This window comes from Nocardiopsis sp. NPDC055879 (genome assembly GCF_053615935.1).
In genome coordinates this window covers 75,934-92,001 of sequence record NZ_JBSHCT010000016.1, presented here as the reverse complement: position 1 = coordinate 92,001, position 16,068 = coordinate 75,934, and the positions used below count along the sequence as shown (strand labels likewise).

Below are 16,068 nucleotides of genomic sequence, written 5' to 3'. Positions count from 1 at the left end.
GGCGTGCCTTACCTCGGTGGGTGAGGCACGACCTCGACCACTCCTCCACTCTGCCCTCTCGTGCGAGCCGACCCCGGATCCCTAGCGTTGACGGAAACGGAGTCGACACGAGGGACGGATCGCATGGCATTCCCCCTACGAACGATCGGCGCCCTGGCCGGGGTGCTCGGCCTGGTCACCGTGGCCGGCTGCGGCGCGGAAAGCGCCGTCCTGACCGGTGCCGAGGAAGGACACCCGACTCCGCCCCGGGTGTCCCTGCCCGAACCCACCGGCGAATACGCGGTGGGCGGCACCGAATTCCACCTGATGGACGACGAGCGCGAGGATCCGTGGGTCGACGGCGCCCGGGAACTCATGGTGACGATGTGGTATCCGACCGAGGCCGACACCGGGGAGCGGGCGCCTTACCTGACCGAGGCGGAGGCCGAGGCGACCCTGGCCGAACTCGACCTGGACGACCTCCCCGCCGAGTCACTCATCCAGGTGGACACGCACACCTCACCGGACACCGCTCCCATCGACGAGGCCGATCTGCCGCTGGTGTTGTTCTCCCCCGGCTCCGGGCTCTCCCGGGTGTGGGCGTCCTCGCTCGCCACGGAGTTGGCCTCGCACGGATTCGCGGTGGCGGGGATCGACCACCGGAACGAGGCCGCCCCGGTGGAGTTCCCCGACGGGCTGGTCGAGGAGTGCGTCGGCTGCCAGGCCCAGGACTGGGATCTGGGTGCTCGCACCCGCGCCGCCGACGTCACCTTCCTGCTCGACGAGCTGGAAAGGGGCGAGGTCCTGGAATGGTCGCCCACTTTGAACACCGGGGCCGTGGGCATGATCGGGCATTCCTGGGGAGGCAGCGCGGTCGCCCAGAGCATGTTGGACGAGGATCGGGTGGCCGCCGGAATCAACCTGGACGGGCCCTATTACGCCTCCCAGTTGGAGGGTGAGATCAACCGGCCCCTGGCACTGCTCGCCAACGACCAGGGCAACCCCTGGGAGGGATGGGACGAGCGTTGGGAGGGGCTGACCGGTTGGCGACAGTGGATCCGCGTCACCGACTCGGGTCACTCCAACGCCTTGGACAGAGGCGTGATCATGGACCGGTTGGGGCTGCGCGAACTCCTCACCCCGGAACAGTGGCGAGCACAGTTCGGTGATCTGGAACCCGAGCACGGCGTGCGGCTCACGCGCGACTACTCCACCGGGTTCTTCGACCACCACCTGCGTGGCGGAGAGCAACCGATCCTGGACGACCCGCAGAGCGTCCATCCCGAGCTGGTCGAGGTGGGCCCGGAAGAGTGAGGCCCTTCTCCGCCGGCCGGTGGGGGCGCCGGCACGTCGACCCTGACGTACCGGCGCCCCCACTTTTTCCGTTCACCGCGCCGCACCACCTGCGAGAAGCCTCAAAGCCCGATGGGGTAAGGCTTTCGACCTTGTGGAATCCGCTTTCCCAGGGGGAGAATACGGCTGCCCCGCCACCACGGCGGCCCACCGTGAAGGGAACCCATGACCGACGCCACCCCCGCCATCGACTCGACCGTCCCCCACTCCGCCCGGGTATGGAACTACTGGCTCGGCGGGAAGGACCACTACCCGGTCGACCGTGAACTGGGCGAGCAGATCGAACAGGCCTTCCCCGAGATCGTGGAGATCGCCCGGGCCGACCGGCAGTTCATCATCCGCTCCATCACCCACCTCGCCAAGGAAGAGGGTGTCCGCCAGTTCCTCGACGTCGGGACCGGGTTGCCCACCGCGAACAACACCCACCAGGTCGCCCAGGCTGCCGCGCCGGACGCCAAGGTCGTCTACGTGGACAACGACCCCATGGTGTTGGCCCACGCCCGAGCCCTGCTCACCAGCACCCCCGAGGGCAGCACCCACTACATCGACGCCGACCTGCTCCAGCCCGAAGCGTTGCTGGCCCAGGCACGCGAACACCTGGACTTCACACAACCGATCGCGCTGACCTTCATGGGCACCCTCGTGCACTACCCGGCCGACGACGAGCTCTACGCCCTCGTTCGCACCTACGTGGACGCGCTGCCCTCGGGGAGCTTCCTGGCGCTGAACGACAGCACGAACACCAGTCAGCAGATCATCGACTCGGCCGTCGCGTGGAACCAGAACGCCGCCCTGCCCATCCACCTGCGCTCCCCCGAGCAGGTCGAGGCCTACTTCGAGGGTCTGGAGCTGTTGGAGCCCGGCGTCGTCTCCCTCCCCTACTGGCGTCCCGACCCGTCACGGGTCGGAGAGATCCGTGAGGCCGCCCAGTACGGAGGCGTGGCCCGCAAGCCCTGACATCCACGGACGAAGCCCACCCGTACCGGCCGGTAGGATGGCCTGTCGGTTCAGGTCCCCTTCGACCAGGGAGAACACGTGGGCAGGAAAGGTCGCCGACACGGCACCGACCGGGGCGTCCAAGAGTGGGCCGGGCCCTCCCCCGACGACACCCCCATGGAGGTGATCGGCCAAGCCGTCGACGCCATCGTCGGTCGCCGCGAAGGGTCCGGGGTGGACCTCGCAGCGGCTCGCCTGGCCGACGTGGAGGACACCCACTGGGCGGGGGCTGCCGCGCGCTCGCTCTTCGACACCCTGCTGTTCGGGGTGGCCGACGCCTGGGCACGCGGTTGGCAACCCGCCGAAACCGTCCGCCACGTGCGGCGTGAGGCGGACGCGTTGGCCGCGGCGGTGTGCGCCGACGCCGTCACCGTCGACCTTGAACGCCATTCCCTCGCCACCGTGGACCCTCGATGGACCGAGCAGGTGCGTGCCCTCGGTGTGGACACCGCCCACCTGTCGGAGGAACGACATCTGGACCACCTGTCCGCCGAGCACGGGCTGATGCGGTTCGAGGCGGTCGAGGTGGTGCTGCGGCTGCTGGCGATCCTGCGCACCCTTCCACCGATGCGTCGTCTGGGCCCACCGCCCGGGACGTTCCGGCCCGGCACCCGGGCCCCGGCGGCCGTGGACCAGGGTCGATTGCAGCGGGTTCGGGCGTTGCTGGCCAAGGCCGAGTCCACCGAGTTCCCCGAAGAGGCCGAGGCACTGACCGCCCGAGCCCAGGAGATGATGGCCCGGCACAGCATCGACCTGGCCTTGGTGGAGGCCGATCCCGAGGAACCGGACGCCGCCTCCGCGCGCAGGCTTCCGGTGGACTCCCCCTACGACGAGCACCGTGCCGTGCTGCTCAACGAGGTGGCCGAGGCCAACCACTGTCGTGCCGTGTGGCACCGCGAGCTGGGTCTGAGCACCGTGATGGGTTTTCCCGGCGACGTGGAGGCGGTGGACCTGCTCTACACGTCGTTGTTGGTCCAGGCGGAAAAGGCCATGCGGGTGAGCGGATCGGCTCGGGACAGGTCCGGGCGTGGAGCACGCAAGGACTACCGGGCCTCGTTCATGGCGGCGTTCGCCGTGCGGGTCGGTGAACGGCTCACCGAGTCCGCACGAGCGACCGAGGAGGCGGTCGGCGCCGAGACCGGCACCGACCTGGTTCGGGTGTTCGCCGCGCGGGAGAGCGCGGTGGAGGCCGCCGTGGACGAGGCTTTCGGCGCGTTGACCACCTCGCGGGTACGGGGCCCCGCCGACCCCGACGGGTGGTATGAGGGCAGGGCCGCCGCCGACGCCGCGTCCCTGGGAACCCGCAGCGGTGTCACCCGCTGAGTCCCTCGGTCCGACCGGGATCCGGAGCGGCCGGGTTCCGGCCGGCCCCCTGTCGTGGGAAAACCGGTGGCTTCGGGGAGACCGTCACCGGTAGAACCTCGGTATGCACAAGTACCCCCGCACCCGGCACATTCGTGGGTCGCGGCTTCAGGCCGGCGACCACGACCTGGCCGCGGCGCCCTTCGACGTGCTGCGCGGGCGGCACCTCGTGGTGGAGGAGAAACTCGACGGGGCCAACGCGGGGATCGGTTTCGGCCCTGGCGGTGAACTGCGGTTGCAGAGCCGGGGCCACTACCTGACCGGTGGTCCACGCGAGCGCCAGTTCGGCCCGTTCAAGGCCTGGGCGGCGACCGTGGCCCCGACGTTGTGGCCCCGGTTGGGTGAGCGCTACGTGCTGTACGGGGAGTGGCTGTACGCCAAGCACACGGTGTTCTATGACACGCTCCCCCACTACTTCTGCGAGTTCGACGTGCTGGACACCGTGGAAGACGCTTTCCTTTCCACACGACGCCGACGTGAGTTGTTGGCGGGTACCCCGGTGGTGTCGGTACCGGTGCTTCATGAGGGTCCGATCGCGTCCCTCGACGCACTCACCGCGTTGGTGGGCCCCTCGCTCTACCGCAGTGGAGTCTGGCGCGAGATCCTGTCCGAGGCGGCGGTGGCCGGTGGCGTCGACCCCGCGCGGGCGCTGACCGAGACCGACGCCTCCGACCTCATGGAGGGCCTGTACGTCAAGGTCGAGGAGGGTGACCTGACCGTCGACCGGTACAAGTGGGTGCGTTCGGGGTTCACCTCCGCCCTCGCGGATTCGGGCGGCCACTGGATGGACCGTCCCCTCATCGCCAACGCCCTGGCCGACCCGGAGGTGCTCTATGCGGGAGTTCGCTGACCTGTGTCCCGCTCCCCCGCACTGGGATCTGGATTGGAGCGCCGTACGGGACGCTTTCGGGTGGGTGCGCGACCTGGACGGGGTCGAGCAGGACCCCGTGCATCACGCCGAAGGCGATGTGGAGGTGCACACCCGTATGGCCTGTGAGGCGCTGGCCGAGCTGCCCGCGTGGCGGGCCAGACCGGAGTCGGAGCGGGTGCGCCTGTTCGCCGCGGTACTCCTGCACGACGTGGCCAAGCCCGTGTGCACGCGACGGGACGGGGAGGGGCGTGTCACCGCCCACGGGCACTCGCGCCGGGGGGACCTCATGGTGCGCCGCATCCTGTGGGAGGCGGGGGCGCCGATCGGTTGGCGCGAGCACGTGGCGTCCCTGGTTCGCCACCACCAGGTGCCGTTCTGGGCCCTAGAACGCCCCGACCTGCGCAATATCGTGTTCCGGGTGAGCCTCACCGCGCGCAACGACGACCTGGTGCTGCTGGCCACCGCCGACATCTTGGGCCGCTGTTGCGGGGACACCGCCGAGGTGCTGGAGAACATCGACCTGTACACCGAGTACTGCGCAGAGCAGCGTTGTCTGGACGGCCCGCGCGACTTCCCCTCCGACCATGCCCGGTTCTGGTTCTTCCGCAAGCCCGACCGCGACCCCGATTACGCCGCCCACGACGACACCCGGCTCACCGTGACGGTGATGTCGGGGTTGCCCGGTGCGGGCAAGGACCACTGGATCGGTGAAAACCGCCCCGATCTGCCCGTGGTGAGTCTGGACGCGCTCCGTGCCGAGCTGGGGATCCCCGCCACCGCCGACCAGCGCCCGGTCGCCGTGGCGGCCACCGAACGCGCCCGTGAGCACCTGCGCGCCGGGCGTTCCTTCGTCTGGAACGCCACGCACGTCTCGCGCGACCTACGCGACAGGTCCGTGGGTTTGGCGGCCGACTACGGGGCGCGGGTGGAGATCATGGCGTTGGAGGCCCCGCCCCGGGTTCTACGGGAGCGGATGGCGCGGCGGCCGTCCCCTGTTCCGACCGCCGCGATGCGACGTCTGGTCCACAAGTGGGAGACGCCCGATCCGACCGAGGCCCACCGGGTCGTGCACGACGCGACGGCGTGAGCCCGCGACGGCTCCGAACCCGTCCGCGGCGAGATCGGTCGGGGTTCAGAAGCTGTCCGGCGCCGTCCCCGACGGAGTGCTCTCGGGGGCGGCACCGGCCATCAGCCAGCGGGTGACGCCGACCTCCAGCAGGGATCGGCGTGGGTCGGCTCCGTAGGGTGTGCGGGGATCCCAGCCGTAGCGCTCCTCGAAGGCGGCGAGCACATCGTCGGGGAAGTCCTCGCGCACGGTCGCCCGCCCCTGGGCCACGACGGGCCGGTCACCATCCTCCAGAGCCAGGCTCACCCTGGGGTCGCGCAATGCGTTGCGGACCTTCACCGAGCGGGTCGAGGCCCCGATCCACCAGCGTTCGCGCAGGTGGACGAACCACACGGGCACCAAGTGCGGGGAGCCGTCCGCGCGCAGGGTGCACAGCCAGACGTTGCGCTCGCCCGCCAAGCGTCGCAGGACGTTTCGGGGTGTGGGGGCCAGGTTCGGGGCGCCATCACCGGTCACGGCTCTCCTTCGTTTCGGTTCACCGGAGGAGGCTAGGACCTCGACCCTGGTTCAGGTCAACCGACCGCACCCGTGTTCGGCTCGAACAGAATCAAAACCGCGGGAAAAATTCGACACATCACGATTTCCCCCCTTGCCACCCGGCGCCACACGTTCTACAACCACGGGCAAGGTGAATTCTTTCCCGCTACGATGATCGCTGTCTTGGAGAACGGCGTCGATCACGCGGCCGGGGCACCACAGGCTCGACCACACAGCACGTGCCGAATTTGCGTTTATCACCTGAACGTCCTTTTCGGGTCTTTTGGGCCACACCGTTCAACCACCGGCACGGATAGCGATGTCCAGCACAGACCAACTCAATGGTGAGACCGCTCCGTCACGGGCGATCGTCAATTGGCGTCGCCGTTTCGCCCTGCTGTGGAGCGGCGTTGCCCTGTCCGGCCTCGGCACCATGACGTTCGGGTTGGCCATCCCGCTCCTGGCACTGTTCCACACAGGCTCTCCCTCCCTGGCCGGATGGATCGCGGCGGCGGGGATGGTTCCCCGGACCCTGCTGCACATCCCGGTCGGATTGGTGGTCGACCGACACGACCCCCGCAGCGTCATGATCGCCGGTCTCATCGGGCGCATCCTGTGCGTGGCCCTGTTCGTCGCCCCCGTCCTGGTACTGGACGCCCCCGTGGTGATCCTCGCCCTCGCCTCGGCCCTACACGGGGTGTGCGGAACCCTGCACTCCACCGCGGGCGCCGCCGCCGTCCCCCATCTGGTCCCACACGAGGAACTGGCAGGGGCCGCCGCCAAGAACGAGGCGCGCAACGACGCCACCCAGATGCTCGGGCGTCCTCTGGGCGGGGCCCTGTACGGGCTGGCGCATGGGCTGCCCGCGTTGTTCGACGTCCTGGTGTGCCTGCTGTCGCTGTGGGCCACGCTGCTGCTTCCCCCCATGCGCCAACAGAGCGCACCGGTGCGAAATCGACGAGCCCACCGTGATCGCCGCGATCGTCGACGCGGATCCAGGGCCATCGGGTTGGCCCGTGAACTCGCCGGGGGGTTCGTCCTGGTACGCGGTGATCGTTTCCTGCTGCTCTCACTGATGGTGTGCACGGTCACCAACGCCCTGTTCCAGGTGGTGTGGCTGGTCATCATGCTGATGACCAGCCAAGAGGGCATCTCACCATTCGTTCTGGGGCTGGTGCTGGCCGCGACCGGGGCGGGCGGCCTGCTGGGCGCGATCGCCGCGCCTTACCTGGTCCGCCGGCTGAACCCGGCCCGCATGGTGCGGGTGTGCACGTGGGCGTGGCTGGTGCTGACCGTGGTGCTGCTGAGCGCCGACCGGGCCGGCCCCGACTGGACGACGGTGGTCCTGCCGCTGATCTGGGGCGGGATCGGGTTCGTCGGCGCGCACATGAACGTCACCGTGACCACCTACCACACCGCCCACGTCCCTTCCCGGATGTTGGGTCGGCTCACCGGCACCCTGCGGTTCCTCACCGGTGCCGCCCTGCCCCTGGGGTTGTTGGCCGGGGGCTACGCGTTGGAACACCTGGGCGTGCACACCACCCTGCTTTTGGTGGTGGTCATCGCCGGGTCCGTCGCGTTGACCGTCACACTGGTTCCTCAGGCGCAGCGGGTACCAGATCATGCCCGCCCCGCCCGAACACCTCCGCGAGCTCCCGAAGCCCCTCCATCAGCTCACGATGAACCGGCTCCGCTCCCCCATCCGGATCCGGCCGTGCCTGGACGTGGCCCAGGGTCCTGTCCACCGCGTCCCTGAGCCTGTCGACCCCCTCCTGTTCGCTCGTCGGCACCAGGTCGCGCACACGTTCGACGGCGATCACCGCCTCGTACAGGTGTCCTCGGCACTCGCGCACCTCCTCGGCCAGGTCGTTCCCACCCTCTCCCGGAGGTCCGAGTCTGCGCAGCGCGCCGATCTGCCGCATGCTCTGGTCGAGCCGGTGCACCCCGTGGCGAACGTCCTCCAGGCGTTGCCGAACCTCCCGTACGCGTGCGCGCTCGCGTTCGTTCGCCCGTCGTTCCCGCTCCAAGTCGAGATTGTGCTCGGCGCGCCATCGCTCCACCGTCTCGGCCCGCCAGGCGGCCAGGGCCGTGGCCCCCAGGGTGCTGGTCGCCGTCACCACGCCGGTGATCAGCGCCACCAGAACGGTCGGGTCCACTCCTCACCCCCTCCATCGGTGTCGCGGGGGCATCTGTTCCTTGGCTTCGACGTCTCGGATCTCATCGCGCGTACGCCGCGCCTCGGAGACACCACCTCCGCCCCGAAGGGCACCCTCTAACTCGTCCAAGGCGGCCTCCGGCTGTCCCGCCAGCCACAGCACCTGGCCGATACCGGCCCGCAGACTGGGGTCACCGTGCACACGACCGGTGATGGCGGAGACCAGGTTCAGGGCGCTCGCGCGTTCTCCGCACAGGAGCCTGCTGCGCGCCTCGGCCACCAGAAGGCGGAGCACCGCGGCGCCCTCACCGATGGACTCCCGGGTTCGAGCCGCCTCGGCGTAGTACTCGGCCGCGTCCCGGAGTTCGCCTCGTTCGAAGGCCAGGTCGGCCGACAGGGTGGTGAAGAGCGCGTGTGTCCCCGGGCCGGGCGCGGGGCGGGACCGCAATGCCTGCGTGGAGTGCTCGGCGGACAGCACGAACTCCCCTCGGGTGCGCGCGCTGATCGCCACACTCAGCCGGTCCTGCTCCCCCCAGGCGCGCATCTCCCGGGCGTAGGGGGACATGGCCAGGCCCATGAGGGGTCGGGCCAGGCGGGGGTGGCGCAGGACCCAGGTGGTGCCCTCGGTATGGGTGGTGACCAACCGCCGATCCTCCAGGGTGTGGACGATGCCGAGGGTCAGGGGGCCGTTGGGGTCGACGTGCGAGGAGCCGGTCGGGCCTCGGTCTCCGGAGGCCACGAGTCTGCGCAGCCAGGCCTGTGGGACATCGGGTGGGACCAGGTGTTCGGCCGCCGATTCCTCCAAGAGCCCGGCCAGACGTTCGGTGAGGGCCCGGTCGATCTCGGTGTCGTCTTCGGGGACGAGGGTGGTCTGTTGCTCCGCCGCCTCCTCCCACAGGGTGAGGCCCAGCAACTGCACGAGCGCCGGTTCGACGTCCTTGGTGCGGTGGTCGGGGCGTCCGCCGGAGGTGCGGATGGTGCGCGCCTCCTCCACCAGCCGCCCGGGTTCCATCGGCCCGATCCGCGATCCCACCGTGGCCAGGCAGCCCGCCACCACGGAGCGGGCGGTGTCCGGGGTGAAGGGTCCCAGTGCGACCTCGGCGTGCTCGACCTCGCGTTTGTCGACGAGTCGGCGCAGTTCGTCGAGGTGTCCGCTGCGCACGGTCACCAGCAGATGCAGGTCCTCGCGGGCCTCCAGGGCGCCGAAGAGTTCCTCCAGGAAGTCCTTGCGCCACCGCTCGGGTACGGGCGAGCGACGCAGGAGGAGCTCGGTCTGGTCCAATACGGCGAACATGGGGCGAGAGCGACCGTAGCGGTCGGTTTCGGTGCGGGCGCGCAGGAAGTCGATGAGCGAGGTGCCCGGCACGTGGGTGGGGAATTCGTCCGGGCTCCACACCGCCAGCAGGGCCCGGGTGTAGGGGTTCTGGGCGGGTAGCACCGCGGAGGGGAAAACGGGGTCGAAGCGCAGGTCTCCGATGGGCAGCACCATGTGGCCCTGGTCGGCCAGAGCGGGAGCCGCGCCGGCCCGTACCAAGGAGGTCTTGCCGACGCCGCTGTCGCCGTGCAGCACCGTGAGGCGGTGCCCGGTCCAGGCCCGCGCCACCGCCTCGGTCTCCTCGTCTCGGCCGAGGAAGAGCGGGCGGTCCCGGGCCAGATAGTGGCGCAACCCGACGAAGGGACCGTGTGCGCGCCCGAGGACGGCTCGTGTCATGGAAGGGCTCCCGGCCGGCGAGAACAAGGACGGTTCTGGCGCGAAACAGCGCTGTCCATAGTGCCACGAACCAGGCGCTCTTTCGAGCCCCGGCGACATTCCTGTGGCTTTTAGGCTGTATCCGACCATGGAACGTGTCCGCGCTTCTCTGGAGAACTTGCCCAACACGAGCGCGACATAATCATGGTTGTCGATCGGGTGACGACAACGGGCACGGATGAAGTCCGCGCCCGTGACCGATACCCCGTTTTCTCATTCCGGGTCGTTGACGAACCCGGCGACCACCTCGGCGCCGGCCTCCCTCGGGTCGAGTACCGAGCGCAGGGCCTCCGCGATCACCGAATCCCCGATTCCGTCGAGGTCGTGCAGGGACAGCCCGCCGACGTCGACCAGGGCGGTGCCGCCGCCGAACTCGTGTTCCGCCATGTCCTTCCCTCCGTGTCACCGTCTTTCGACAGCCCACCGTGAAAGGACGGTGGGGACCGCCCTTTCACGTGATCATTCGAACCGGTTGTCGTAGGGAGTTCTTACCACACACCTGTCGCCGACTAACATCATCGCCTACGCTGAGTTTTCACACGTGATTCCCGAGCGACTTCCAACGACACAACACAACACCAGGGCTTTTCCACAGTGTGAGAAATAGGGAGCCTGGTGAGGCCTATGTGAAAACGGAGGACACCGAGTGACCACTTCCCAGGGGCGTTTTCCCGGCCAGGGCAGGAGCCGATTCCCGGAGGTGTGGGGCAGGGTTCCACCGCGCCACAAGAACTTCACCGGACGCACCGAACAACTCAACGAACTACGCGCTGGCCTGCTCAACCAGGTGACCGCGGTCGTACCCACCCCCGAGCCGGTGGTGCCTCGGACCCTTCACGGGTACGGCGGCGTGGGCAAGACGCTCATGGCGGTGGAGTACGCGCACCGGTTCCGGGACGAGTACGACCTGGTGTGGTGGGTGATGGCCGACCAGCCCGGCCTGGTCCGCTCCTCCTTGGCTCACCTGGCGCCGCACCTGGAACTGGCGGGGCCCGCCGTCACCGGTGTGGAGGAGGCCGCCAACGGGGTCCTGGAGGCGTTGCGCAAGGGTGATCCCTACTCTCGGTGGTTGCTCATCTTCGACAACGCCGACGAGCCCGAAGAGCTCAACGACGTCATCCCCCAAGGTCCCGGACACGTCCTCATCACCACGCGCAACCACCGGTGGGGCGGGGTGGCCGAGACCGTCCCCGTGAACGTCTTCGCCGAGCACGAGAGCGTGGAGTTCCTCAAGAAGCGCATCCCTCGGGGCATCAGCGGCGACGAGGCCACCGAGCTGGCCGAGGCGTTGGGGCATCTGCCCTTGGCCCTGGAACAGGCGGGTGCGCTGCAGTCCGAGACCGGGATGTCGGTCGGGGAGTACCTGGGGTTGTTGTCGGAACGGACCGGTCCCCTGCTCCGGGAGGGCAAGCCGCCCGAGTACCCCCAGCCCATGACGGCGGCCTGGCAGTTGTCGGTGGCCAAGCTGCAGGAGAACCTGCCCGAGGCGATGGAACTCCTGCGGTGCTGCGCCTTCTTCGGACCCGAGCCGATCCCGAGGGACCTGTTCTTCCCCGTGGACGAGGGCAGGGTGCGCCCGGAGATGGCACAGCTGATGTCCGACCCGATCCGTCTCAGCAAGGCCATCGGCCAGTTGGGACGGTACGCGTTGGTCCGTCTGGACAACTCCAACCGCACCGTCCAGGTGCACCGGCTGATCCAGGCGCTGGTACGCGAGGAACTGGACGAACAGACCCAGGAGGAGATCCGACTGGAGGTGTGGTCGCTGCTCAGCGCCGCGGCCCCCAAGAACTTCACCGATCCCGCCTCCCAGGCCCGCTACCTGGAGTTGCTCTCCCACATGCGTCCGGCGCGGGTCGCCGAGTCCGCCATCCCGCAGGTGCGGGAGTTCGGGTTGAACATGCTCGACTTCCTGTACACCTCGGGCAACTACGAGACCGCGAGCGAGCACGCACAAGGGTTCATCGAGAAGTGGAGCGCCGACTCGGGCAACGAGGATCCGCACGTACTGCGGGCCCAGGCCAAGTACGCCAACCGGCTGCGCGACCTGGGCAGGTTCACCGAAGCCCAGGACATCAACCGGGCGATCCTTCCCTCGATGACACGGGTTCTGGGCGCGAACCACTCCGACACACTCTCGGTGCTCTCCGGCCGCGGTGCCGATTACCGTGCCCGCGGTGACTTCTGGAAGGCCCGCGAACACGACGAGGAGGTACTGCGCCAGTACGAGGAGGCCTTCGGCCCCAACGACCCCGCCACCCTGCGGGCTCTGAACAACCTCGCCCTGGACCACGCGTTGACCAGTGACTTCGGCGGCTCCCAGGCCAGGCACGAACGTTCCTACATGTTGTTCAAGCGGGTCGGTCCGACCGGCGGCTCACCGGTTCTGCTCGCCTACTGGAACGCGCTGGCACAGGCGGTGCGCCTGTCCGGGGACTACACGGAAGCATGCGACCTGGGCGAAGACGCCCTGGCCTACGGTCGCGACCAGTTGGGGGTGGAGGACCCTCGCACCCTGCGCACCCAGGTGGACCTGGCCATCGCCCGCCGCCTGTCCGGGGAGGTCGAGGAAGCCCTCGACCTGGGCCAGGACGCCCATTCCCGTTACCTGCGTCTGCACGGTATCCACCACCCCAGCACCCTGGCCGCGGCGATGTGCCTGGCCAACCTGTGGCGGATGACCGGGGAACTGGACGGCGCGTTGGAACTGGCCGAGGACACCGACCTGCGCTACGCCCAGGCCTATGGCCATGACCACCCCTACAAGCACGGATGCACCAGCAACGTGGCACTCCTGTACAGGCTGTTGGGTGACCCGGAGCGAGCCCGGTCGATGAACGAGAGCGCGCTGATCGCCTTGGAGGCCCGACTGGGCCGCAACCACCACTACACGCTGGCCGCCGCCACCAACCTGGCCGGCGACCTGGCGGCGTTGGGCGACACCGACAACGCCGCCCGGCTCGGCCAGGGGACACTGCGTCGCTACCGCGAGTTGGTGGGAGAGGAACACCCCAACAGCCTGGCCTGCGCCTCCAACCTGGTGCTGGACCTGCGAGCAGAGAAGAAGTCGACGGAGGCCAAGGAACTGTCCGACCACACCTACGACGCCTATGTACGCGCCCTGGGCCGTGAACACCCCTTCACCGGCGCGTGCGAGGAGAACCGCCGTCTGGTCGCCGACTTCGACCCGCCCCTGTTGTGAGGCCGGCACACCAGCCCTGAGGCCCCGCTCTACTGCGGGACCTCGGGCCTCAGCCCGAGGTCCCGTTGCGGGCGCGCCACCGGTCCAGGTGGCGGCGGGCCGTGTCCTGCGCGGCGCGTTCGGCCGAGTCCGGGACCGGATCGTCCAGCCACTCCCGCAGGGTGTGGTCGGTCAAGGCGAGAAAGCGCTTGCCGTCGGTGGTGAGCCGCCCCGAGTCGGCCAAGACGCGGGCCGCGTCGACCGTGGAGCGGCGCCAATGCGCGAAGTCCACATGGGCGCGACGCGCCTCCTCCCCTTCGGTGACATGCCGGTACCGGCGCCAGAACCCGGCCACGCCCAGATGGGCGTACACACCCTGCAGCAATCCAGAGGCGGGGCGAGGGTCGGGGCGCCAGGGCGCGTAGTAGCGGCTCCCATCCTCGGGCAGGGTCAGGTCGACCAGGTCGAGCAGGGCTGTGAGCTTGGCGTGCTGGACCTCGTGCGCGAAGGTGAGCGCGAACGGCACCGGCCCGGTGGGACGGGACAACCCCAGGTTCCCGAAGGCGTGCCGGGCCGTGGCGCTGGTGTGCACCTTGCCGCCCGGCGCGGTGATGGGGGTGAGTGTGGTGACGATGGTCGACGTCTCCTCCGCGATGGTCCAGTGATGGTCCACCAGCGACTCCCAGGCCTGCTGCAGGGTGCCTCGCCACCAGCACAGTTCCTCCGCGTCCAGGCGCCGGGCGATCAGGTCGGTACCGGGCATGCGGTCCGGGTCCTGATCGTCCAAGAGCAGTTCGAGTCGCCGACCTCGGTGTTCGGCCGCGAGTCTTCGTAGGGCGTGCCATCCGGGGGCGTCCTCGTGCGGGTCCTCGGGGACCTCCACCTCGGACCGGCCCGCCACCCCGATGGCGGCCCGTCCGTCGACGATCTCCACCAGCGCGGAGGGTGCATCGCCGACCAGGGCACGTCCCAGGGAGGGCAGTGGAACGGTCGGGCCGTCCAGGGGGACCTCGACTCGGGCGTCCAAGCCGGCGCGCAGGGCCGCCGCCGCGGCGAGCGCGGACAGCGCCTCGACGCGGGCGGGTTCGGCGCGGTGACCGGCCAGGGCCAGGGCGGTACGGCGTGCCCATACTCCGACGGTGGGGGTGCGCAACAACCGCGCGACCGGGTCGGGCGCGTGTTGTTGGGCGCGGGCCAGCAGTTCGTAGGCGTCCCGGGCGTGTACGGCCCCGGGGTGCCCCGTCTCGTGGGCGACGTCCACGACGCGACGCAGCAGGAGCAGGTGCTTGCCGTACTGCGCGGAGCACAGGTGGACGGCGGCGGCCCGCCCACCTGAGCCTCGGGCCAGGTCGTCGAACAGCGGGTCGGGGACCGGTCCCGGCATCTAGAGTTCCTTCCTGATCCGGGCCACGTCCGCGGCCACGGTCCGGTGGATGTGGGTGATCAGGTGGTAGAGGTCGGCGCAGTAGACCGAGGGGTTGAGGAAGCCATGGCCGGAGCGGTAGCGGTGCGGGTAGAGCCCGCCGCCGCACACCTTGGCCAGTGGGCAGGCGGCGCAGGTGGGACTCAGGGCACGGGCGCCGATCTGGCGGGCGGCCACCGAGGGCAGGTAGAGGGCGTCCTCGAAGGGGTGGGTGAAGGTGTGCAAGGGGGTGTGCGCGGCCCCCTCGAAGGCGGACTTGAGACTGTCGACCTGTTCGACGCTTCCGTCGGTCTCAACGACCACCAGCGCGGCCGGTGAGAGCCCGATGCTCTCGGCACGGGAGGGACCGCCCAAGAGCAAGCGGATGATCTCATTGAACATGCGGACGTTGGTCTCGCGTTCGGGTGCGCCGTACCAACGGTCGAACACCGCTGCCATCCAGCGACCGTAGTGGGGTTCGGTGGGCGACCATCCCGGTGGCGGCTCGTCCCAGTGGCCGTGCGGCAGGAGGAAGTCGATGCCGGGTGGGCCGTACCCGATCAGGTGCTCGAAGGTGGCGACGGGGTCCGATTCCAGGTCGACGGTGGTGAGCAGTCCGGACAACAGGCGGCGGTCGCGGGTGTTGAGGCGTTCGATGCCGGTCTGTACCTCGGCGTGGCTGCCACGTCCGTTGGCGCGGGTGCGGTGCCGGTCGTGGTCCTCGCGCGCGCCGTCGATGCTGACACCGACCCGGATACCGAACTCCTCGAACAGGTCGAGGTAGTGCCGGTCGATGAGCACGCCGTTGGTCTGCATGCGCAGGGCGACCTGCACGTCGGGGTCACAGGCCTTGCGCAACGACTCGGCGACGTACCTCAGGTGGTCGGGGCCCACCAACAGGGGTTCGCCGCCGTGCAGGACGACGTCGACACGGTCACGGCCGTGGGTGCGGGCGTGTTCGGCGATGCGTCCGGCGACCCGGTCGACGGTGGGCTTGGCCATGCGTCTGGGTTGGGAGCGCCAACCCTGGTCGGCCATCTCGTACATGTAGCAGTAGTCGCAGGCGAGGTTGCAGCGACTGTGGATCTTGAGGATGAACTCGCGAAAGGGTGTGGGACGCCATCCCTGGCCGAGAAGTTCGTCGACGTCCATGTCTTCGGGCCATTCGGTGGGTCTTTCCGATCCGGTACTCCTTGTCACGCCGGGGGTCCTCCTATGGTGAGGGCACGCGCGAAATACGATTGATCATCGCATTTACCGGAATACGTACTCTCATGGGGTATCCACAAACCTCACCGGTGGGTAGTCCATCCACGCCTTCCGGTAGCGCCAATCTGTCCTTTACGCCCGATCCGTCCAGGTTCATCCTGCGACGGGCCGAGACAGTGTCTTGGCCGACGAACTCCACCCCATGGC

Annotated in this window: 12 protein-coding genes; 7 read left to right on the top strand and 5 right to left on the bottom strand. The window is 69.2% G+C overall.

From position 1 onward, the window contains the following. The first annotated feature begins 123 nt into the window (after positions 1–123). The 5 genes from ACWGKS_RS19885 (at position 124) to ACWGKS_RS19865 (ending at position 5,648) form a co-directional block, all read left to right on the top strand. The gene (locus tag ACWGKS_RS19885) at positions 124–1,293 is read left to right on the top strand and encodes an alpha/beta hydrolase family protein (protein WP_358505262.1); all 1,170 of its coding nucleotides are present in this window, start codon (positions 124–126) and stop codon (positions 1,291–1,293) included. Positions 1,294–1,497: 204 nt separating this feature from the next. After that, the gene (locus ACWGKS_RS19880; protein WP_358505265.1) at positions 1,498–2,289 is read left to right on the top strand and encodes an SAM-dependent methyltransferase; all 792 of its coding nucleotides are present in this window, start codon (positions 1,498–1,500) and stop codon (positions 2,287–2,289) included. A 78-nt stretch (positions 2,290–2,367) separates the two neighbouring features. Next, positions 2,368–3,651 carry a DUF2786 domain-containing protein gene (locus ACWGKS_RS19875; RefSeq protein WP_452456421.1) on the top strand — a complete coding sequence of 428 codons (1,284 nt, stop codon included), beginning with the start codon at positions 2,368–2,370 and terminating at the stop codon, positions 3,649–3,651. 103 nt (positions 3,652–3,754) lie between these two features. Then, on the top strand, positions 3,755–4,540 hold the full coding sequence (locus tag ACWGKS_RS19870) for an RNA ligase family protein (protein ID WP_358505268.1): 786 nt from the start codon (positions 3,755–3,757) through the stop codon (positions 4,538–4,540). After that, positions 4,524–5,648, top strand: coding sequence for an AAA family ATPase (locus ACWGKS_RS19865; RefSeq protein WP_358505271.1), 1,125 nt, complete (start codon positions 4,524–4,526; stop codon positions 5,646–5,648). Before ACWGKS_RS19870 ends, ACWGKS_RS19865 begins: the two co-directional genes overlap by 17 nt. A gap of 45 nt (positions 5,649–5,693) precedes the next feature. On the opposite strand, the gene ACWGKS_RS19860 is transcribed toward ACWGKS_RS19865, so the two are convergent. Further along, the gene (locus ACWGKS_RS19860) at positions 5,694–6,143 is read right to left on the bottom strand and encodes a pyridoxamine 5'-phosphate oxidase family protein (protein WP_358505274.1); all 450 of its coding nucleotides are present in this window, start codon (positions 6,141–6,143) and stop codon (positions 5,694–5,696) included. Between the two features lie 340 nt (positions 6,144–6,483). Here ACWGKS_RS19860 and ACWGKS_RS19855 point away from each other — a divergent pair, with 340 nt between their 5' ends. After that, positions 6,484–7,920, top strand: a complete 1,437-nt coding sequence (locus tag ACWGKS_RS19855) for an MFS transporter (protein WP_358505277.1) — start codon at positions 6,484–6,486, stop codon at positions 7,918–7,920. 403 nt (positions 7,921–8,323) lie between these two features. Here the strand turns inward: ACWGKS_RS19855 and ACWGKS_RS19850 are convergent, their stop codons facing one another. After that, positions 8,324–10,030 carry an ATP-binding protein gene (locus ACWGKS_RS19850; protein WP_358505280.1) on the bottom strand — a complete coding sequence of 569 codons (1,707 nt, stop codon included), beginning with the start codon at positions 10,028–10,030 and terminating at the stop codon, positions 8,324–8,326. A gap of 252 nt (positions 10,031–10,282) precedes the next feature. Continuing rightward, positions 10,283–10,456: an FxSxx-COOH cyclophane-containing RiPP peptide gene (gene fxsA / locus ACWGKS_RS19845; protein ID WP_452456424.1), complete on the bottom strand. Its 174-nt coding sequence runs from the start codon at positions 10,454–10,456 to the stop codon at positions 10,283–10,285. Between the two features lie 259 nt (positions 10,457–10,715). Here fxsA and fxsT point away from each other — a divergent pair, with 259 nt between their 5' ends. Continuing rightward, positions 10,716–13,271, top strand: coding sequence for an FxSxx-COOH system tetratricopeptide repeat protein (gene fxsT, locus ACWGKS_RS19840; RefSeq protein WP_358505286.1), 2,556 nt, complete (start codon positions 10,716–10,718; stop codon positions 13,269–13,271). Positions 13,272–13,320: 49 nt separating this feature from the next. Here the strand turns inward: fxsT and ACWGKS_RS19835 are convergent, their stop codons facing one another. After that, positions 13,321–14,634: an HEXXH motif domain-containing protein gene (locus tag ACWGKS_RS19835; RefSeq protein ID WP_358505289.1), complete on the bottom strand. Its 1,314-nt coding sequence runs from the start codon at positions 14,632–14,634 to the stop codon at positions 13,321–13,323. Next, positions 14,635–15,804 (bottom strand): FxsB family cyclophane-forming radical SAM/SPASM peptide maturase, encoded by a 1,170-nt coding sequence (locus ACWGKS_RS19830; RefSeq protein ID WP_452523475.1) that lies wholly within the window; start codon positions 15,802–15,804, stop codon positions 14,635–14,637. It lies immediately after the preceding gene. Between the last annotated feature and the right edge of the window lie 264 nt (positions 15,805–16,068).